Consider the following 19,362-nt stretch of genomic DNA (forward strand, 5'->3'; position numbering starts at 1 on the left):
ATAGTTTCGACGTCCCAACGGATAGGTCGGGCAGGTCCCCATCGTCTAGCGGCCTAGGACTCCGCCCTTTCACGGCGGCAGCACGGGTTCGAATCCCGTTGGGGATACGCAGTACAGTTCGACACGCACCACCCAGTAAGGCCCCGTAGCGCAGTTGGTTAGCGCGCCGCCCTGTCACGGCGGAGGTCGCCGGTTCGAGCCCGGTCGGGGTCGCTCGCACAGAAGCCCCGCTCTCACCAGAGAGCGGGGCTTCTGCCGTTCCGGGGGCCTGCCCGTCTCCTAGGGTGGGCGCGTGCGGATCGCGGTGCTCGACGACTACCAGGGCGTGGCCCTGACCAGTGCCGACTGGTCGGCCGTGACCGACCACCCCCGCACGCCGTGCACCGTCGAGGTCTTCCGCGACCACGTCAGCGAGCCGGACGCGCTCGTGGAGCGGCTCGAGCCCTACGACGCCGTCGTCGTCATGCGCGAGCGCACGCCCTTGCCGGCTGACGTGCTGGCCGCCCTCCCCCGCCTGCGGCTCGTCGTCACGACCGGCCGCCGCAACCCGAGCATCGACGTGGCCGCCGCGAGCGCCGCGGGCATCACCGTCTGCGGCACCGAGAGCCTCGCGACGGCCCCCGCGGAGCTGACCTGGGCGCTGGTCCTCGGGCTGGCGCGGCACCTCGTCCCCGAGGCCACGGCCGTCCGGGACGGTGGCTGGCAGACGACGGTCGGGCGCGACCTCAGCGGCCACACCCTGGGCCTGCTGGGACTCGGCCGGATCGGCTCGCAGGTCGCGGCCGTCGGGCGCGCCTTCGGGATGGACGTCGTGGCGTGGAGCCGCAACCTCACGCCCGCCCGAGCCGAGGCCGCCGGCGCCCGGGCCGTCGCGCTCGACGAGCTCCTGGCCACCTCTGACGTCGTCTCGGTCCACCTGCCGCTCGCCGACGGCACGCGAGGGCTCGTCGGCGGCCGCGAGCTCGCCCTGATGCGCCCCGACGCCCTGCTCGTCAACACCTCACGCGGGCCGATCGTCGACGAGCACGCGCTGCTCGCCGCCCTCGAGCGGGGCCACCTCGGCGGCGCCGGGCTCGACGTCTTCGACGAGGAGCCGCTGCCCGCCGACCACCCGCTCCGCACCGCGCCACGGACGCTCCTGACGCCCCACCTCGGCTACGTCACGAGCGACGTCTACGCGACCTTCTTCGGCGGCGTCGTCGAGGACGTGACGGCCTACCTCGTGGGGTCCCCGATCCGCCTGCTCTGACGCGAGATCCGGCGCGAGATCGGGCGCGCGGTGCGCCCTGGCGACGTCAGGTGCGCGATCTCGCGCCCGACCTCACCGGTCCCCGAGGGCGTATGCGGGGTGGCCGCGTCCCGCTCAGCGGTGGCCCGCGCGCAGGACGAGCTCGAGCTCGAACCGCACCTCGGGGTCGTCGAGCACGTCACCGAAGAGCTCCTTGAGCTGGGCGACGCGGTAGCCGACGGTCTGCTGGTGCACGAAGAGCTCCTCGGCGATCGGGGCGCGCTGGCCCTGGTGTCGCAGCCAGGCCAGGAGCGTCTCGGTGAGGCGTTCACGGGCGGCCGGGCGCAGGCCGTCGAGCGGCGCGAGGCGCGTGCGCGCCAGGTCGTCGGTGGCGAGCGGCTCGGCGTGCACGACCAGCTCGGCGAGGTGGTCCTCGACCCAGACCGGCGAGGTCTCGGCGTCGGCCTGGTCCGGGGCGGGCCCGACGCCGTGCGCGCCCGCGGACGTCGCGAGGTGCAGCGACTCCCCCGCCTGCTGCCACGGCCGGGGCGGCCCGACGATGGCCCGACGACCCCGCAGGGCGCGGTCGAGGTCACGAGGGCGGGCCGAGCGAGCGGCATACGGGAAGACGACGACGACGTCGGTGCCGCGCTCGGCGACCAGAGCGTCCGGCCCCAGAGCCGTCCGCAGCCCGTCGACGTGCGGGAACGGCACGAGCGCCACCCCGACGACCTCCGGCAGCGTCCACCCGACGGCGGCGGCCAGGCGAGGAACGCCGCCGTCGCTGGAGTCACCGCGCAGGATCATCTCGAGCAGCTCACCACGCAGCCGCACCTGCTCGCCGGCCCGTTCGGACTGCTCCTGCGCGTAGCCCTGCGCGCTCGCCGCCGACAGCTCGTCGATGTAGGCGAAGAGCGACTCCCCCAGCGCGAGCAGCGCGTCGGGCGGCATCTGCGAGACGTCCACCGTGCGCGAGATGGCGCGGAAGGTGACGCGTGCCCCGTAGCGGTAGGCGGCGAGCAGCGACTCGAGGCTGCGGCCGGACCGCACCTCGCCGCGGCCGAGATTCTCGTAGACCCATTTCCCGTCGTCGGACAGGGCCGGCAGACGCGTGCCGGGCAGGTCGAGGAAGCGGTTGAGCGCGATCGTCACGCCCTGGCGCACGCCCTGCCCGAAGCGGCCCTCCATGGGCATCGCGTAGACCGGGACGTCGCGCGGGATGCCGTCGATGATGGCCTCGACGATGTCGCGCACGACCGGTCGGAGCACGACTGCCACTTCGGCGGGCAGAGACAACCACGGTGGGTCTGATGTGTCCTGTGCCACGTCGGCCTCCAGCAAATTGTCGTGACGCAACAGTTTCTTGACTCAAAGAGTACGCGTCGCCCCAAGACGCGCGGGCCCTGTGAACACCATGATGGAACCATGACTCAGTTCCGTGCTCTCCGACGTGTGGCGTCGCTCCTGACGACCCCGCGCGAGCCCGAGGACTTCCTGAACCTCGTCAACCCGCTGGCATCGGCCCGGCAGCTGCGCGGCGTCGTGACGAAGGTGGTCCGCGAGACCGCCGACTCGACGACGATCCACTTCCGCCCGGGCCGCGGCTGGAACCCCCACGCCGCCGGCCAGTGGGCCCGCATCGGCGTCGAGATCGACGGCGTGCGCCAGTGGCGCAGCTACTCGCTGTCCGCCGCCGTCGGCCACGACCCGGCCATCACGGTCACCGCCATCGGCGTCGTCTCGACCGCGCTGGCCCGGGACACCAAGGTCGGCGACATCCTCTTCCTCGACACCCCGCAGGGCGACTTCGTGCTCCCCGAGCACCCGCGCCCGCTCCTGATGCTCACGGCCGGCAGCGGCCTGACACCGGTCATGTCGATGATCCGGACGCTCGTGCCGCGCCGGCCCGACGCCGACGTCGTGCTCATCCACTCGGCACGCACCCGCGAAGAAGCGCTCTTCCACGACGAGCTGCTCGAGCTGGCCGACCAGTTCCCCGGCCTCACGGTGCGCCACCGGTTCACCCGCGAGGAAGGCGGCCGGCGCCTCGACCTCTCGGACGTCACCGACCTCGAGACGCTCTGTCCCGACTGGCGTGAGCGGGCGGCATACGCCTGCGGTCCGACGGACTTCCTCGACGCGGCGACCGAGCTGTGGCTGCGCGACGGCGAGGACCCTGCCCACCCCCACCTCACCATCGAGCGCTTCGCCCCCGTGCTGCTGGAGGGATCCGGCGGCGAGGGCGGCCTGCTGACGTTCGAGAAGTCGGACAAGGAGCTGGAGGTGGGCGGCGACGTCCCCCTCCTCGAGGCCGGCGAGGAGTGCGGCGTCGTCATGCCGAGCGGGTGCCGCATGGGCATCTGCCGCAGCTGCCTCGTCCCGCTCGTGGCCGGCAAGGTCCGCGACCTGCGCACCGGCGAGGTCCACGGCGACGAGGGCGAGCTCATCCAGACCTGCGTCAACGCGGCCGCCGGACCCGTCCACCTGGACATCTAGGAAGGGAAACACCCCATGACCGCCACCACGAACCGACCGACGACGACGCCCACCGGCGCCGCCGACGCCGTCGGTGCCGTTGCAGGCACCGCGACGACGATCCGGCCCAAGAAGCCGGTCCTCGCGGCGTCCGGCGGACCTGTCAAGCGCCCGAGCGCCGCCGCGCACCTGTCCGAGGCCGATGTCGAGCGCCTCGGCCAGGAGCTCGACGCCATCCGCGACCGCATCATCGCCTCGCGCGGCGCCAAGGACGCGGCCTACATCCGGCGTGTCATCCGCGTCCAGCGCACCCTCGAGGTGGCCGGCCGGGCCACGCTCCTGCTGTCGAAGAAGAAGTCGGCCTTCGTCGCCGGCACCGCGATGCTCAGTGTCGCGAAGATCCTCGAGAACATGGAGATCGGCCACAACGTCCTGCACGGCCAGTGGGACTGGATGCGCGACCCCGACATCCACTCCACGACCTGGGAGTGGGACTTCGTCACTCCCGCGGCGGCGTGGAAGCACACCCACAACGACCTGCACCACACGTGGACCAACGTCCTGGGCAAGGACAAGGACGTGGGCTACTCCACGCTCCGCATGGCCGAGGACCAGCCGTGGCGTCCCTTCAACATCCTCAACCCCGTCATCAACGGGATCCTGGCTCCCTTCTTCGAGTGGGGCATCGCGATCTACGACCTCGAGCTCGAGGCAGTCCAGGAGGGCGAGAAGTCGAAGGAGGACCTCAAGAAGGACCTCAAGGCGCTGGGCCGCAAGGTGGTCCGCCAGTTCACCAAGGACTACGCCGCGACCCCGCTCGCCGCTGTGCCGTTCGGATCGGGCAAGCAGGCCCTCCTCGGCACCTTCACCGCCAACGCGATCCGCAACGTCTGGGCTCACTCGGTCATCTTCTGCGGTCACTTCCCGGACGGCGTCGACGTCTTCACCGAGGAGGAGATCGAGGGCGAGACCCGCGGCGACTGGTACATCCGCCAGATGCTCGGCTCGGCCAACATCTCCGGCAGCAAGCTGATGCACCTGATGACCGGCAACCTCAGCCACCAGATCGAGCACCACTGCTTCCCCGACCTGCCGAGCAACCGTTACCACGAGGTCGCCGTCGAGGTGCGCGAGATCTGTCAGCGCTACGGCCTGCCCTACACGACCGGGCCGATGCCGAAGCAGGTCTACCAGGCGTGGGCCAAGGTCTTCCGCCTCGCCCTGCCGAACCGCCCGCGCCCGCTGCCCAAGGGTGCGACCGATGCCGTCAACGCACCGGTCCCGCCGCGCCGCAGCGCCGCCCTGCCGATGGTGGCGCGTGTCGGGTGAGGCGGTGGCACGACCCGTGCCGACGGCCGCCTTCTTCGACCTCGACCGCACCCTGATCCGCGGATCTGCGAACTACCCGCTCGCGATCGCCGCCTTCCGCAGCGGCCACGTGCCGTGGAAGGACCTCGTCAAGGACACGTTCAACGCGATCTCCTTCCACCGCAAGGGATCCACCGACGAGGGCTCGGAGGCACTGCGTGAGCGGATCCTCCGTGCCGTCGCCGGCATCCGGCAGTCCGACATCATCCACCTCACCGACGCCATCACCCCGGGCATCGTCCGCAAGGCCATCCCAGCCTCAATGACCCTGCTGTCGGACTGCAAGGCGCTCGGCCAGGACCGCATCGTCGTGTCCGCCTCGCCCATCGAGCTCGTCAGCCGCATCGCGACCGCGCTCGGGCTCGAGGGGGCCGTCGCCACCCGGAGCGAGCTCGACGACGAGGGCCGCTACACCGGGCACCTGGCCGGCGAGTTCTGCTACGGCGCAGGCAAGGTCATCGAGATCGAGAAGCTGGCCGCCGAGCGCGGCTACGACCTCGAGCGCTGCACGGCCTACAGCGACTCCATCAGCGACCTGCCGATGATGGAGCGAGTCGGCACCGCCGTCGCCGTCAACCCCGACGGGGAGCTGCGCGAGCTCGCCCGGGAGCGTGGCTGGCGCGTCGTCGAGGTCGGACGCAAGCGCCACTGAACCCCACCGAGGGCGTATGCCGCGCGCTCCCCGGGCCTCCGTCGAGTGCCCAGTTTCCTACGAGAACCGCTCGTCGGGAAACGAGCACTCGACGAGAGGAACCAGTCGAGTGCTCAGTTTCCTACGAGAACCGCTCGTCGGGAGACGAGCACTCGACGAGAGGAACCAGTCGAGTGCCCAGTTCGCTACGAGAACCGCCTCATCCCTGGTGTCACCACGAGGTGTGCAGGGGGCGACCCTCGGCGAAGCCGGCCGTGCTCTGGAGGCCGACGACCGCCCGCTCGTGGAACTCCTCGAGAGTGCGCGCACCGGCATACGTGCAGCTGCTGCGCAGCCCGGCGACGATCTCGTCGATGACGTCCTCGACGGACGGGCGCGACGGGTCGACGTACATCCGGGCCGTGCTGATGCCCTCCTCGAAGAGCGCCTTGCGCGCGCGGTCGTAGGCCGTGTCGCTCGCCGTGCGGTTGCGCACCGCCCGCGAGCTGGCCATGCCGAACGACTCCTTGTACTGCCGCCCGTCGTTGTCGGTGTAGAGGTCGCCGGGCGACTCGAGGGTGCCGGCGAACCACGACCCGATCATGACGTTGGACGCGCCGGCCGCGAGCGCGAGCGCGACGTCGCGCGGGTGCCGGACGCCACCGTCGGCCCAGACGTGCTTGCCGAGATCCCTTGCAGCCGTGGCACATTCGAGCACAGCGGAGAACTGCGGGCGACCGACGGCGGTCATCATGCGCGTCGTGCACATCGCGCCGGGACCCACCCCGACCTTGACGATGTCGGCGCCTGCCTCGATCAGCTCGCGGGTGCCGGCGGCCGAGACGACGTTGCCGGCCACCACCGGCACGCGCGGGTCGAGCGCACGCACCGCCCGCAGCGCCTCGATCATCTTGTCCTGGTGCCCGTGGGCGGTGTCGATGACGAGGACATCGGCGCCGGTGTCGAGCACCTCGGCGGCCTTGGCCGCGACGTCACCGTTGATGCCGACGGCAGCGGCCACGCGCAGGCGTCGGTCGTCGTCGACGGCCGGCTGGTAGAGCCCGGCCCGGATGGCCCCGCCCCGGGTGAGGATGCCGACGAGCTCGCCGTGCTCGGAGACCACGGGGGCGACCTTGCGACGCGCGTCCGACAGCCGCTCGAAGGCCTCCTGAGGCTCGACCGAGTCGGGCAGCACGAGCATGTCCTCGCGCATGACGTCGTGCACCTGCGTGTAGCGGTCGACGCCGGTCAGGTCCTTCTCGGTGACGATGCCGACCGGCTTGGGCCCGTCGACGACGACAGCTGCGCCGTGGGCGCGCTTGCCGATGAGCACGAGCGCCTCACCGGCGGTCATGTGCCGCTCGAGCGTGATCGCGGTGTCGTGCACGAGGTGGCGCTGCTTGACCCAGCCGACGACGTCGCGGACCACCTCGACGGGGATGTCCTGCGGGATGACGGCGATGCCGCCGCGCCGCGCGACCGTCTCGGCCATGCGGCGGCCGGCGATGGCCGTCATGTTGGCGACGACGAGCGGGATCGTCGTGCCCGACCCGTCGACGGTCGACAGGTCGACGTCGAGGCGGCTCGTCACCGACGAGCGGCTCGGCACCATGAAGACGTCGTCGTAGGTGAGGTCGAGCTGGGGCTGGAGGCCGTTGAGGAACTGCACGGTCACCAACTCTAGGCGCCCCTCCCGGCCCCACCACGCGGGACGGCACGCGGACCGCGGCGGACGGCCTGACCCGGGGTGACGGCATACGCCCGTTTCGCCTGTGCGGGACGCCCCTCGGGAGGACGATGGTCGGTGGACGCGCTTGCGCCCCGGACGGATTGGGGTATCGCCATGACGGATGCACCGCACGTGTGCTTCGACCGGATCCTTCCCAGGGACCTGATGCGCCCTCACCGGCGCGAGCGTGGTCTCCCCGGGCCCAACGGCGCGGACCGCGCGATCTCACCCATCGGCAAGGCGTGGATGAACGGGACGACGCTCAAGGTGCGCTTCCTCGAGGGCACACCCCAGCAGCAGGCGACGGCGCGCGAGCAGGCCGCCTGGTGGCAGGCGGCGTGCAACATCGCCTTCGACTTCGGCGACCACCCGGACGCCGACATCCGGATCTCCTTCGACCCCAACGACGGCGCGTGGTCCTACGTCGGGACCGACATCAAGAGCATCCCGGCCGACGAGGCGACGATGAACCTCGGCTTCCTCGACGGCGGCACGGCGGGGCACGAGTTCGGCCACGCCATCGGGCTCGCGCACGAGCACTCGAACCCGCAGGGCGGCATCCAGTGGAACGAGCCCGTCGTCATCGCGGCCCTCGCCGGCCCGCCGAACCGGTGGGACGAGGCGAAGGTGCGCCACAACGTCTTCATGAAGTACGCGCTGGACCAGATCAAGGGCACCCAGTTCGACCCCGACTCGATCATGCTCTACTCCTTCCCCGCGTCGTGGACGCTCAACGGCGTCGCCACTCACGCCAACGACGTGCCCTCGGCGCTCGACAAGGCGTTCGTCTCGGGCGCCGCGATGTACCCGCGGTCCGCGCCCGTCGTCGGTGACGCCGTGACGCTGACCGTCGACGGGCCGAAGGTCGACGCCAGCATCGGGGCGGCCGGCGAGGAGGACCTCTACGCCTTCGACGTCGCGAGCGACGGCCTCTACGAGGTGACGACGCGCGGCTCGACCGACGTCTTCCTGACGCTCTTCGGGCCGAACAGCGAGACCGACCTCGTCGGCGAGGACGACGACGGGGGCTACGGCGTCAACGCGCGCGTGCGGGCCGGCCTGACGCCGGGACGCTACGTCGCCCAGGTGCGCCACCACGCCGCGAGCGGCACCGGTGCCTACTCGATCCGAGCCCGCCGCCGCTGACGCCACCCCTCCACCGAGGACGTATGCCGCGTGGCCGCCACCCGCCGGCATACGTCCTCGTTCTTCGCCTCGGGCGTAAGGCGTTGACCGTCGTTCGTAATCGAGTAATCCTGATTACATGATTACGAACGAAGCACTGGAGCGAGTACGCGGCTGGTTCGTCGGCCGCCTGCCCGAGGAGTGGCGCGCGACGCCACCCGAGATCACCGTCGACCGCGAGGAGATCACCGTCGTGCTCACGGTCGCCGACGTCGACCTGCCCGACGGGTCGAGCGACGCCGAGCGCGACGAGGCGCGCGCCGGGCGCACCAAGGCCTTCCGCGAGGACACGCGGGCGCGGCGGATCGAGATCGCGCGCGAGGCCGAGCACCGCTTCGAGCGCAAGGTCTCGTGGGCCGTGCGCGTCGGCGACCGCACGGAGCTGTTCACCCACGTCGCGGCACCGGCGATGACGCGGCTGCGCCAGCGCGAGCGGCTCGTCCTCGACACGCTCGTCGACGCGGGCGTCGCCCGGTCACGCGCGGAGGCGCTGGCGTGGTGCGTCAAGCTCGTCGGCCAGCACGAGAGCGACTGGCTCGGCGAGCTGCGCGAGGCGATGTCGCACGTCGCGGACGTGCGCACCAAGGGTCCTGCTGCCTGAGTCGCCGGACTCGGCGGGCTTGTCGGGCTTGTCGGGCTCGGTGGACTGCGGGCTCAGCCCTGGTCTGCGGACTGGTCGCTGCCGCGCTTGACGGCGGAGATCTCGAACTCGAGCGAGATCTTCTCCGAGACGAGGACGCCGCCGGCATCGAGCGGCATGTTCCACTCGAGGCCGAAGTCGCGGCGGTTGATGCGGCGCGACCCCTCGAAGCCCGCGCGCAGGGCGCCTTGCGCGTCGGCCTGCACGCCCACGAGCTCGATCGGGATCGTGACCGGCTTGGTGATGTCGCGGATGGTCAGGTTGCCCGAGACCATGTAGGCGTTCTCCTCGACCTCCTCGATCTGCGTGCTCTCGAAGCGGATGTCGGGCCACTTCTCGACGTCGAAGAAGTCGGCGCTGCGCAGGTGGTCGTCCCGCTGCTGGTTGCGGGTGTCGACGCTGGCGGCCTTGAGGACGACCTCGGCGTAGGACTTGGACATGTCCTCGACGTCGGCGTAGAGGCGGCCGGTCACGTCGTTGAAGGAGCCACGGACCGTCGTCACCATCGCGTGGCGCGCAGAGAACCCGATACGGGTGTGGGCCGGGTCGAAGTCCCAGTCCCCGCTGAGCGCGGATCCGTGGTCGGTCATGATCTCTCCCCTGCGGGTCGGTTGATGAGTCGCGGCATCCTCTCACGACCGGGATGCTTGAATCTTTCACTTCCCAAGCGGCGATCGCAAGTACGCCTGGCCCGCGGCCCCCGAACGGCCGTCCTGCCCATACCCGCTCGCGGGCCGGCGGCCCCGGGTGGCGCCGGCGCAGACGGTTTGCGGGATGGGCGCAGCGGTCGGCTATAGTTCCACTCGTTGTCCCGGCCAGGTAGCTCAGTTGGTACGAGCGTCCGACTGAAAATCGGAAGGTCGGCGGTTCGACCCCGCCCCTGGCCACAACACCGGAGCCGCAGGTCAGTATGACGCTGACCTGCGGCTTCGTCGTTCCGCACGGCCCCCGGGCCGCGGACAGCGGCTGTTTCTTGTCCCTTTTGCGACCGGTTGATAGCAGCGGTGATAGCAGCGGGCATCAGGCGAGCCGCTCCCCCAGCAGCTGGAGAGCCTTTCGCTTCTCGTCCAGCGACGTGTGCGCGTAGATCGTCATCGTCACGTCGATCGCGCTGTGCCCTACGATTTCCTGGACGATGTGTGGCGCCACCCCCTCGGTCAGCAGGAGCGTCACGCAGGTGTGTCTCAGGTCGTGGAAGCGAGGCAACGGCTCCGGTAGGACCTGGCGCACCCGGTACCAGCTGCGCCGGAGGTTGTCCGGCTCCATCGGCGTGCCGACCGCCGAGGCGAAGACCATGCCCGTCTCGTGCCACGCGGGGCCGGCAGCCAGCCGCTCCTTGCTCTGCGCGATCTTAGCCGCGGGCACGTCGATTAAGGGCGCGGGACACGGTGGCGCACCTGCGACATCTTCTGTGTGCGACGTAGCGAATTTGACCAGTTGTGCCACCATGGCTATAGGAACCGGTTCAAACGGTCCGATTGACGAGTATGCCGATGAGGGGAGGGGCGCATGGCCACCGCAGTCGACGTGATGCGATACATCACCGCGAAGAAGGACATCTCTGGAGAGGTTCAACTGCAGAAGCTCATGTACTACGCCCAGTCCTGGGCGCTTGCTTGGGACGGTCGTCCTCTGTTCGCCGAGCGCATCGAGGCGTGGCAGCTCGGTCCGGTTGTGCCCACCATCCGCCACCGCGACGATGCGCCAGATGCGACCACGCTGACGCCGTCGGAAGCGGCGACGGTGGACGCTGTCTTGGAGTACTACGGCTCGCAGTGGGGCTGGCAACTCGGGCGGCTATCGCACAACGAGGCCCCTTGGAAGGACGTTTGGGGGGACCGGCCAACCAACTCACGGTGCAGCGACGAGATCACGCAGGACGCCATGAGGCGCTTCTACACGTCTGAGGCCATCGCAGGGCGTGGCCCGGAGAGGCCCGAAATGACTGAAGCCCAGCGAGAGGCGACGGCGGAGGAGACGTCGGCCGCCGCGGCTCAGGGCGCCGACGAGTGGCGGAGGGCCTTGGAGTTGCTGTCTGAGTGACTCTCGTAGTCATCACAGCGGAGAGGGTCCGCGGCATCTACGTAGAGCAGATCGCCGCGGGCCTTCTTCGCGATCCCGGCGCGCTAGAAGGCGCCGTCGCAGCGCCCTTCCAGACGCCCTTCGGCCATAACCCTTACCCAACGATCGCCCAGAAGGCCGGCAAACTTCTGGATGGCATCCAGCGGGTTCAGGCATACACAGACGGAAACAAGCGCTTGGCATGGCTGTCAAGTGTCGCGTTCTTGTCCCTTAATTGCCAATACGTCGTCGACACCTCGCAGGAAGAGGTCGACGAGTTCGTGCGTAGCCTTGCGGGCGCGGAAGCACCAGAGATTCGGGCGGCTGTCTGGTTCAACGATCGGCTCGCCGGCGCGAACTAGCCGCGCCTCGGGATTTCCACGACACGCTCGCCTCGGGCCGCTGCAGAGTTGGCCTCTATCAGATCAAGACGCCGGCTGCGCCGGCGCGCCGCCTGCGGGCGGGGCTGTCGCGCCGTCCTCGCCGCCTCCGGTGGAGGAACTAGAGCTACTGGTGCAGAGCTTAGCGCCCTCGGCGACGAGCGCGTATGCGAGACCTTGCCTGGGCTCCAAGGTGACGAGCCCGTTCATGGCGGTAAATCTCATGAAGCCAATCAAATCCGCCTAAAAACCAAAAAATGAGAGTGATTAAGACGATAGCAGCTACGAGGAAATATGCCATATGCCTGTCAGTGCTCCTTTTGCCCACGCTGGTCGGCAGCGCGCTGAACCTCATTCAGCGCCAAGAGAGCCTGTTCAAAGACTATGTCTCGGGGCATATTCTCTAATCCATGCCTGCGCGACCACTCGTCGATCGCGGAGCCGATGAGACGCATTAGATCTAGGGTGAGGTCATCACTCCCCACCGAGGAGGGCCTGATCTCCGGCACCCCGGGAATGGTCTTGGGGGTAGACCTTCCCTCTGACGGCATGGGAGCACTCGTCGAGGTCGCAGTGCTCGTTATCGTGATGTCAGGCACATTCTCGGACGGCGGGACCTTCTTCTCGCGCTTCCAGATGCTAGCCACGTGCAAACGCCTCAAAGTTACGCTTCAACTCAATGTTCAGGAGGCGCAACTGCTCCATTGCGTAGGTAAGGGCATCCCCGCGAAGTCCTTCAGAATCGATCAACCGTTGGGTCTCGATCAATTCTTCCAAGTTGGTCCTGATCAACCGGCCGCGCGCATGTGCGCCCGCGGCCGCGCGCGCCTCCGTCACCTTCTCGCGCAATGCCACGACTTCCGCACGCCGCACCGTTCGACTGAGTTGGTAGGTCTTGAGCACCTCACCCAGAGCCGTGCTGACCGCCTGCACGCTCTGGGCGATTACCACCTCTTGACTCATGGACATCCCCTCCCCTGTAGCCCCGGGACTGAAGGCTACTGGACCACCCGAAGTTCGCGCTAGGGTGGAAAGTCTTGCCACCCGCCACCAGGTGAGCCCGGGTCAGACGCCTTTGCGAGCCAGCCCGTGACTGGGTCACCTGCCCATCAGCTCGATGAGCAGGCATGGAAGAGAAACGGGCGCGTCGCGGGGCTGACAAGGTCGTCGCTATTGCTGCCCTAGGCGAGTAACCGAGCCCCCCGTGCCCACCCTTGTGCGCCTCCCCGCCCGCGGCGCGAAAGCCAGCACTTCTGCTGACGGCTCCGAGAGCTCATCCCAGTTCGTCCAGCTTTCGAACCAGGACACATCGAGCCCAGCCACTCGAGCGGCATCTGCGTACGCAGTCCCGCCTGGGAAGCGACGATCGAGGGCTTTCGTCAACCAGACCGCGCGCTCGTTGCCCACGAAGATAGGCTCCCCCGTGTTCCATCCGCGCGCCGAGATCTGCTTGTAGAGGCTACGCGCTTGGTCTGAGTCGATCCGCCCCAGTTGCTGCAACCTCACAACCATCGCTTTAATTGCGACACCCCATCGCTCCTTCAGCGCAAGCAACGATGACAGCGTGACGCGATTACCCCTCGCGGTGGATAGATCCTCAAGGAAAGCGTCCCCGGGGAGGAGGAACGCCGACGCAAATCGATGCGCCTGCTTCTCAATCTCCCTAGCCTGCTCTGACGAGTCCGGAGGAGGACACGTAGAGTGCAAAAGAATATGCCCCAGCTCGTGCGCCATCGTGAACCTCTGACGATCGCCGGGCACCCGCTCACCAGCACGGCTCACCCGAATCACTGGGACGTCGTCAACACGTGTCGACAAACCTAGGTGCTTGCCTAGCTCATGGTCCATCGGAAGGACCACACATCCAAGGCGTTCCGCGGCACGGGTCACATTCGGCACCCCGCTCTCCATCGGCACATCTGCTGCCTGACGGACTTCGAGGGCAAAGTCGTCAACGTCGGCTTCGTCCTGCGGGTCACCCGAAAAGGCGGGAAGCCGATCTGGCATCCGGCGCAGATGCAACGAGTCGATGTTCTCCACCGCTAGAAGCGTGTCGGCCACGTATTGATCAACAGTCTTCTTCGGGGCATCAGCGTAGGCGCGCAGCCACGGGCGGGTGTAAAGCACATCGAAGATAGGAGTAGTGAGGACCTTTGGGGAGCAACCAAGGCTTCGGGCAATTACCTCAATCACCGATTCATCCGCCTCGAGGCGGCCATTCTCGATCCTCGCAAACGTGCTTGAGGGCACGTCCAATGCGTTGGCGAGATCTGTTTGCGTCAGCCCTCGCGCACTCCGAAGAAGCTGAACTCGTTGGGTGTCTATAAAGGTGCTCACTTTTGGCCCTGTCCGCTGGAAGAGCGAGCCCGCGAAATGCGCGGGACGAAGAATGAAGAAGTCATCGACGATTGACCGAAGAGCAGCGAATCAAGCGCCAGAGGCCAATCCGTCCTCGTCCTCGCCAACCTCGCCCGCATCCATACCTTCCAGGTCGTCCTCGTCCACAGGATGAAAGCCGCCGCCGGTGGGAGTTGGTCGTGAACCCGAGAGGCCGAGCTCCGTGACGGGGCCGAGAACAAGTCGCGGAACAGAGTCCTCCGAAAGCCCTAGGACTTTGGCGGCGAACAGATCGACGAGCATGCCCTCGTCATCAACGGTGTAGCCCAGCACCCAGCGCTCTGTGGGAAAGAGTGCGTCGGGCTCAGCTTCCGTGACCGTCAAGATCGCATCGCTGCTCGCCACAATGTCGTACTCACCGGTCTCAGGCGCGATCCCCGCCTTCAAAACGCGGAAACGTCGGTCCACACCTTCGACGATGTCCTGGACGTCGCAACTCCCGCCAACCACGGGGATGCAGGAAAGCCCAAGCTTGGTAGTTGCCCCTTCGACGCCAGTCAGGACCAGCTCACGGACAAGAGTGGACTTGGGCCGCTTCGTCCGCCGGAAGGCGACGTCCCTGCTCAACGCCTTATCGATCGCATGACCGCGCTCGCTGAAGACCTCGCGAAGTTCGTCGGCCAAGGAGTGGAGTCTGTCCATGCGGAGAGTGTGACATATCCGAGAAAGAGTTTCAAACAGATGTCACACTTCAGCGCGTCGTTCCCCTGGCCTGCGCGGGCCTGGCTGTCGCATCAGGCCGCTCGCCGATGGCCGTGGGCGCTCCCCTAAGTACAGCAAGGATGTACCGCAGGACCGACACCCCGTCGTGGGTACTCAGCGCCGCCGAGCGGTGGCCCTCTCGCGTGGATGGCCCTTCTCGATGACACTGCCGCGAGTTCGGGACGAAGCGCGGTCGTGAGGATTGTCTTTTCTCCGTCAAGGCGCCGGCTCCGCCGGCGCACGGCCCTGCTGCGGGCGGCGCTAACGCGCCGTCCTCGCACGGGCCCAGCCACAACTGGACCTGGGCTCGACGAAGCCCGACACCCTGCAGCCAGATCGTCCGGACCCCGGCCAACGCGTCAAGGGCGCAACGCGTCCCTTCGCGCTCGAGCAAGCTCGACCCTTGACCCGCTGACCGGGGCCCTGGTGCTGGCCGCTATGAGAGTGCCGGGCAGCTATGGCGCGTGGCGCGCGGTGATAGCGCCGTTGATAGCAACACGACCAGACCGCGTCAGCCGTCGCGGGGACCCCGTCGGCCGACCACAGCTCGGGTGACGACGCATCGGGACTCGCCCAGCGAACCGCCAACACCTGAAAATCGGAAGGTCGGCGGTTCGACCCCGCCCCTGGCCACAACCCGAAACCGCAGGTCAGAAGCGTCTGGCCTGCGGTTTGTCGTTCCCCGGCTCCTTCCGCAGGCGGCCCAGCGCCCTGGGTGGCCGCCAGCACCATGGCACGCCGAGGACCGTCACGGGGCCCTCCCCAACCCGTGGTGCGCACGCCGTCGTGGAGCCGGCATTCCGACCCGCGAACGGCAGGGGCACCGCCCACCCGGATGATGTGGGGTGGAGATTGCTTCTACCGGCGTCGCATCTGCGTCACCGCGTCCTTGCAGATCATGATGGGAGTGCCGTGCCTCAGGAGGTCGCCGAGCTGGTCGGGCTGTTGTCCGCTCGCGGCGAGTCCCTCGCTGCCCTCATGGACCGGGCTGCGAACGTCCGCGACGAGGGGCTGCGCCGCGCGGGCCGTCCCGGGGTGGTCACCTACTCGCCCAAGGTCTTCGTCCCCGTGACGACGCTGTGTCGGGACCGGTGCCACTACTGCACCTTCGTCGACACGCCCGCCAAGCTGGCCCGGAAGGGCCTGAGCCCCTACCTCTCCGAGGAGCAGGTCCTGGCCGTCGCCCGCCAGGGCGCGGCACTGGGGTGCAGGGAGGCGCTGCTGACGCTCGGCGACCGACCCGAGGACCGGTGGGACGTGGCTCGCGAGTGGCTGCGTGAGCACCGTTTCGCCTCGACCGTGGACTACGTCGGTCACCTCGCTCGCCGCATCACGGCCGAGACCGGCCTGCTCCCCCACCTCAACCCCGGGGTGCTGAGCCTCGCCGAGCTGGAGGCGCTGCGCCCCACCGCTCCGTCGATGGGGATGATGCTCGAGACCACGTCGCGAGAGATCTTCGAGCGACCGGGCGGCGCGCACTTCGGCTCCCCGGACAAGGATCCCGCCGTGCGGCTGGCGGTGCTCGAGGACGCCGGCCGCGCGAAGGTGCCCTTCACGACCGGCCTGCTCGTCGGCATCGGCGAGACCCTCGAGGACCGCGCGGAGTCGCTGGTCGCCCTGCGGGACGTGCACGCGCGACACGGCCACCTGCAGGAGGTCATCATCCAGAACTTCCGTGCGAAGCCGGAGACGGCCATGCAGGACGTGGACGACGCCGAGGCGGACGAGTATCTCGCGACCGTGGCCACCGCACGCATCGTCCTCGGTCCGGACGTGCGGATCCAGGCGCCCCCGAACCTCAGCGACCCGGCCGAGCTGGCCGCGCTCCTCGCCGCCGGCGTCGACGACTGGGGCGGGGTGAGCCCGCTGACCGCCGACCACGTCAACCCGGAGCGGCCCTGGCCCCGGCTCGACGACCTCGAGCGGCTCACGCGTGAGTCCGGCTTCACGCTGCGCCAGCGGCTCACCGTCCACCAGCCGTACGTCGACGCCCGTGACCAGTGGATCGACGCCGGGCTGCACGAGGCGGTGCTCGCCGCAGGCGCCGGCTCGGGTCCGCACCAGGCCTCCCCGGTGCCCTCGCGCGCGGCGACGGTCGACGCCGGCAGCCCGGGCGGCAACGACCTGGTGAGGCGGGCGGCGGCCGACCCGTCCGGGCTGTCCGACGCCGACTACGCCGCTCTCCTCGCGCTGCGGGGAGCGGAGCTCGACCGTCTCGCCGCCGTGGCCGACGACCTGCGGCGCTCGGTCGTCGGTGCCACCGTGAGCCTGGTCGTGAACCGCAACCTGGGCTCGGACCTGTGCACCGACCCGGATCTCGTCGAGCAGGTCGCCGCCGATGCCTGGGACCTCGGCGCCACCGAGCTCTGCATCCAGGGCACGGCGCCGGACACCGCACCCGACGACGTCTACGAGCAGGTCGCTGCGGCGGTCAAGCGAGCAGCACCGGACATCCACCTGCACGCGTTCCGCCCGGCCGACGTGGTCGACGGGGCGCGCCGGACGGGCCGCGGTCTCCACGAGCACCTGCGAGCCCTCGCCGCGGCCGGGGTCGACACCGTGCCGGGCACCGGGGTCAAGATCCTCGACGAGGCGTACCGGCTGCGCGCCTTCCCTGCGGACCTGCCGGTCGAGCAGTGGCTCGCCGCGGTCAGGGCCGCCCACGGGGTGGGGTTCCGGTCGACGTCGGTGATGTTCTACGGGCACGGCGAGACGCCGCTGCAGCGCGTGGCGCACCTGCGGGCGCTGCGGGCGCTCCAGAGCGAGACCGGCGGCTTCACCGAGTTCGTGCCGATGCCGCTGCCCGGTTCGCCGGTGGACCTCGACGACGCCCGAGCCGTCCACGCCGTGGCCAGGCTCATGCTGCACGGCAGCATCAACCACCACCAGGCGCCGTGGACCCGCCTCGGTCTCGACGGGGCGGTCGCCGCGCTCCGCTCCGGCGCCGACGATCTCGGCGGCACGCTGCTCGACGGTCGCGTGCTGCCCGAGGCGGGGGTCGAGTTCGGTCGCGAGCTGCCGGTGGAGACGGCCCGTCAGCTGGCGCGCACCCTGGGGCGCACGCTGCGGCTGCGCACCACCACGTATGCCGGCACGGCGGTCCGGTGACGACGCGCCGGTGAGGGTGCGAGTCGCCGTCGTCGGGGCCGGCTTCGCCGGCCTCGGCACCGCGCTGCGCCTGCAGGCGGCGGGTGAGGACTCGTTCGTCGTGCTCGAGCGGGCCGCGGCCGTCGGTGGCACCTGGCGGGACAACACCTACCCCGGCGTCGCGTGCGACGTCCCGGCCCACCTCTACTGCTTCTCGTTCCTGCCGAACCCGTCGTTCTCGCGCCGGTTCGCGCCCGGCGACGAGATCCGCGACTACCTCGAGCGCGCCGCCCACTCGGTGCGGGACCACCTGCGCCTCGGGACCGAGGTCGAGTCGGCCGAATGGTCTGGCCGCGACTGGCAGCTCACCACCTCGAGGGGCCCCGTGACTGCCGACGTCCTCGTGCTCGCTGCCGGCCGCCTGACGGCGGCGCGGGTGCCCGAGGTGCCGGGCGCGTTCGACGGACCCGTCTTCCACTCCTCGGCGTGGGACCACTCCGTCGAGCTCGACGGTGCCCGCGTGGCCGTCGTCGGCACCGGCGCCTCGGCCGTCCAGCTGCTCCCGGAGGTGGCCGCGCGGGCCCGGTCCGTCGTGCTGATGCAGCGCAGCGCGCCGTACATCCTCCCGCGCGATGACAAGACCTACGGCGAGCAGGATCGCGCGCGCTTCGCCGACCGGCCCGAGGAGCTCGCGGCGCTGCGTGAAGGCCTCTTCACCGAGGCCGAGCGCCTCTACGACGCCCGCGTCGGCGACCCGGCTGCCCGCCACGCAGCCAGGTCACGCGCGCTGGAACACCTGGCCGCCCAGGTCCCCGATGCCGAGCTGCGGGGGCGGCTCACCCCCGACCACGAGTTCGGCTGCAAGCGGGTGCTCTTCTCCGACGCCTACTACCCGGCCGCGGCGCTGCCCCACGTCGCGGTGACCGGGCCGCTCACCGGTCTGGAGGCCGGCGCGGTCCTCACCCAGGACGACCGCCACGAGGTCGACGTCGTGGTCATGGCCACGGGCTTCCACACCACCCGCCAGCCGTACGCCCGCCTCGTCCGGGGTCGCTCGGGGCGCACGCTCGAGGAGCACTGGGCCGAGGGGATGCAGGCCTACGCGTCCACCGCGGTCGCGGACTTCCCCAACATGTACGTCCTCGGCGGGCCGAACGCGAGCCTGAGCCACAACTCCGCCGTCGTGATGATCGAGACCCAGATCGACTACCTCCTCGGCGCGCTGCACCGCACCGCCCCCGGCATGGCCCTCGAGGTGTCGGGGGCGGCGGAAGACGCGTACGCGCGCGAGATGACCGTCCGGAGCATCGACAGGCCGTGGACCGCCGGGTGCTCCAACTGGTACGTCGACCCCCGCAGCGGGCGCCAGAGCCTGCTCTGGCCGGGCCGGGCGACGGAGTTCCGCCAACGGTTCGCCACCTTCGACCCCGCCCCCTACGAGGCGCGCGCGGTCGACGATCCCCGCCGGTGAGTGGGGGA

At 69.5% G+C, this 19,362-nt stretch carries 18 protein-coding genes and 3 tRNA genes; 13 read left to right on the forward strand and 8 right to left on the reverse strand.

The annotated features are described in order from the left end of the window. Window positions 1–34: 34 nt before the first annotated feature. The 3 genes from U5C87_RS00600 (at window position 35) to U5C87_RS00610 (ending at window position 1,249) form a co-directional block, all read left to right on the forward strand. A tRNA-Glu gene (locus tag U5C87_RS00600) sits at window positions 35–107 on the forward strand. Between the two features lie 32 nt (window positions 108–139). Further along, a tRNA-Asp gene (locus U5C87_RS00605) sits at window positions 140–213 on the forward strand. A 79-nt stretch (window positions 214–292) separates the two neighbouring features. Next, entirely contained in the window at window positions 293–1,249 is a 957-nt protein-coding gene (locus U5C87_RS00610; protein WP_330474728.1) for a D-2-hydroxyacid dehydrogenase family protein, read from the forward strand. Window positions 1,250–1,363: 114 nt separating this feature from the next. On the opposite strand, the gene U5C87_RS00615 is transcribed toward U5C87_RS00610, so the two are convergent. Next, window positions 1,364–2,497, reverse strand: coding sequence for a PucR family transcriptional regulator (locus U5C87_RS00615; RefSeq protein WP_330474729.1), 1,134 nt, complete (start codon window positions 2,495–2,497; stop codon window positions 1,364–1,366). 156 nt (window positions 2,498–2,653) lie between these two features. Between U5C87_RS00615 and U5C87_RS00620 the strand changes: the two genes are divergently transcribed. From U5C87_RS00620 to U5C87_RS00630, 3 genes are read left to right on the forward strand one after another with little or no spacing between them, the layout of a single operon-like run. After that, window positions 2,654–3,724 carry a ferredoxin reductase gene (locus tag U5C87_RS00620; RefSeq protein ID WP_330474730.1) on the forward strand — a complete coding sequence of 357 codons (1,071 nt, stop codon included), beginning with the start codon at window positions 2,654–2,656 and terminating at the stop codon, window positions 3,722–3,724. Window positions 3,725–3,739: 15 nt separating this feature from the next. Then, a complete protein-coding gene (locus U5C87_RS00625) occupies window positions 3,740–5,032 on the forward strand; it encodes a fatty acid desaturase family protein (protein ID WP_330474731.1) in 1,293 nt (430 codons plus the stop codon). A 4-nt stretch (window positions 5,033–5,036) separates the two neighbouring features. Continuing rightward, entirely contained in the window at window positions 5,037–5,723 is a 687-nt protein-coding gene (locus U5C87_RS00630; RefSeq protein ID WP_330474732.1) for an HAD family hydrolase, read from the forward strand. 211 nt (window positions 5,724–5,934) lie between these two features. On the opposite strand, the gene U5C87_RS00635 is transcribed toward U5C87_RS00630, so the two are convergent. Beyond that, window positions 5,935–7,371 (reverse strand): GuaB1 family IMP dehydrogenase-related protein, encoded by a 1,437-nt coding sequence (locus tag U5C87_RS00635; RefSeq protein ID WP_330474733.1) that lies wholly within the window; start codon window positions 7,369–7,371, stop codon window positions 5,935–5,937. A gap of 174 nt (window positions 7,372–7,545) precedes the next feature. Here U5C87_RS00635 and U5C87_RS00640 point away from each other — a divergent pair, with 174 nt between their 5' ends. Continuing rightward, window positions 7,546–8,577, forward strand: a complete 1,032-nt coding sequence (locus U5C87_RS00640; protein WP_030199472.1) for a M12 family metallopeptidase — start codon at window positions 7,546–7,548, stop codon at window positions 8,575–8,577. 118 nt (window positions 8,578–8,695) lie between these two features. After that, window positions 8,696–9,217: a hypothetical protein gene (locus U5C87_RS00645; protein ID WP_030199468.1), complete on the forward strand. Its 522-nt coding sequence runs from the start codon at window positions 8,696–8,698 to the stop codon at window positions 9,215–9,217. Between the two features lie 53 nt (window positions 9,218–9,270). On the opposite strand, the gene U5C87_RS00650 is transcribed toward U5C87_RS00645, so the two are convergent. Beyond that, entirely contained in the window at window positions 9,271–9,846 is a 576-nt protein-coding gene (locus tag U5C87_RS00650; RefSeq protein WP_330474734.1) for a YceI family protein, read from the reverse strand. A 223-nt stretch (window positions 9,847–10,069) separates the two neighbouring features. On the opposite strand from U5C87_RS00650, the gene U5C87_RS00655 reads away from it, so the two are divergent. Further along, window positions 10,070–10,143: transfer RNA gene (locus U5C87_RS00655), tRNA-Phe, on the forward strand. A 133-nt stretch (window positions 10,144–10,276) separates the two neighbouring features. Here the strand turns inward: U5C87_RS00655 and U5C87_RS00660 are convergent. Continuing rightward, on the reverse strand, window positions 10,277–10,705 hold the full coding sequence (locus U5C87_RS00660) for a tyrosine-type recombinase/integrase (protein WP_330474735.1): 429 nt from the start codon (window positions 10,703–10,705) through the stop codon (window positions 10,277–10,279). Window positions 10,706–10,765: 60 nt separating this feature from the next. Here U5C87_RS00660 and U5C87_RS00665 point away from each other — a divergent pair, with 60 nt between their 5' ends. Together U5C87_RS00665 and U5C87_RS00670 are read left to right on the forward strand one after the other, a co-directional pair. Further along, complete coding sequence (locus U5C87_RS00665; protein WP_330474736.1) at window positions 10,766–11,299, forward strand: Panacea domain-containing protein; 534 nt, start codon at window positions 10,766–10,768, stop codon at window positions 11,297–11,299. Continuing rightward, entirely contained in the window at window positions 11,296–11,679 is a 384-nt protein-coding gene (locus U5C87_RS00670) for a type II toxin-antitoxin system death-on-curing family toxin (protein WP_330474737.1), read from the forward strand. Before U5C87_RS00665 ends, U5C87_RS00670 begins: the two co-directional genes overlap by 4 nt. Window positions 11,680–12,005: 326 nt before the next feature. Here the strand turns inward: U5C87_RS00670 and U5C87_RS00675 are convergent, their stop codons facing one another. From U5C87_RS00675 to U5C87_RS00690, 4 genes are all read right to left on the reverse strand, one after another. Next, entirely contained in the window at window positions 12,006–12,344 is a 339-nt protein-coding gene (locus tag U5C87_RS00675) for a hypothetical protein (protein WP_330474738.1), read from the reverse strand. After that, window positions 12,337–12,660: a hypothetical protein gene (locus U5C87_RS00680; RefSeq protein WP_330474739.1), complete on the reverse strand. Its 324-nt coding sequence runs from the start codon at window positions 12,658–12,660 to the stop codon at window positions 12,337–12,339. Before U5C87_RS00680 ends, U5C87_RS00675 begins: the two co-directional genes overlap by 8 nt. A 207-nt stretch (window positions 12,661–12,867) precedes the next feature. Further along, the gene (locus U5C87_RS00685) at window positions 12,868–14,034 is read right to left on the reverse strand and encodes a helix-turn-helix domain-containing protein (RefSeq protein ID WP_330474740.1); all 1,167 of its coding nucleotides are present in this window, start codon (window positions 14,032–14,034) and stop codon (window positions 12,868–12,870) included. 90 nt (window positions 14,035–14,124) lie between these two features. Further along, window positions 14,125–14,736, reverse strand: a complete 612-nt coding sequence (locus tag U5C87_RS00690; protein WP_330474741.1) for a hypothetical protein — start codon at window positions 14,734–14,736, stop codon at window positions 14,125–14,127. Window positions 14,737–15,708: 972 nt separating this feature from the next. On the opposite strand from U5C87_RS00690, the gene cofG reads away from it, so the two are divergent. Together cofG and U5C87_RS00700 are read left to right on the forward strand one after the other, a co-directional pair. Further along, on the forward strand, window positions 15,709–17,904 hold the full coding sequence (gene cofG, locus U5C87_RS00695; protein ID WP_330474742.1) for a 7,8-didemethyl-8-hydroxy-5-deazariboflavin synthase CofG: 2,196 nt from the start codon (window positions 15,709–15,711) through the stop codon (window positions 17,902–17,904). 10 nt (window positions 17,905–17,914) lie between these two features. Continuing rightward, a complete protein-coding gene (locus tag U5C87_RS00700; RefSeq protein WP_330474743.1) occupies window positions 17,915–19,354 on the forward strand; it encodes a flavin-containing monooxygenase in 1,440 nt (479 codons plus the stop codon). Window positions 19,355–19,362: the final 8 nt, after the last annotated feature.

Source organism: Terrabacter sp. C0L_2 (assembly GCF_036352015.1).
GTDB lineage: Bacteria > Actinomycetota > Actinomycetes > Actinomycetales > Dermatophilaceae > Terrabacter > Terrabacter tumescens.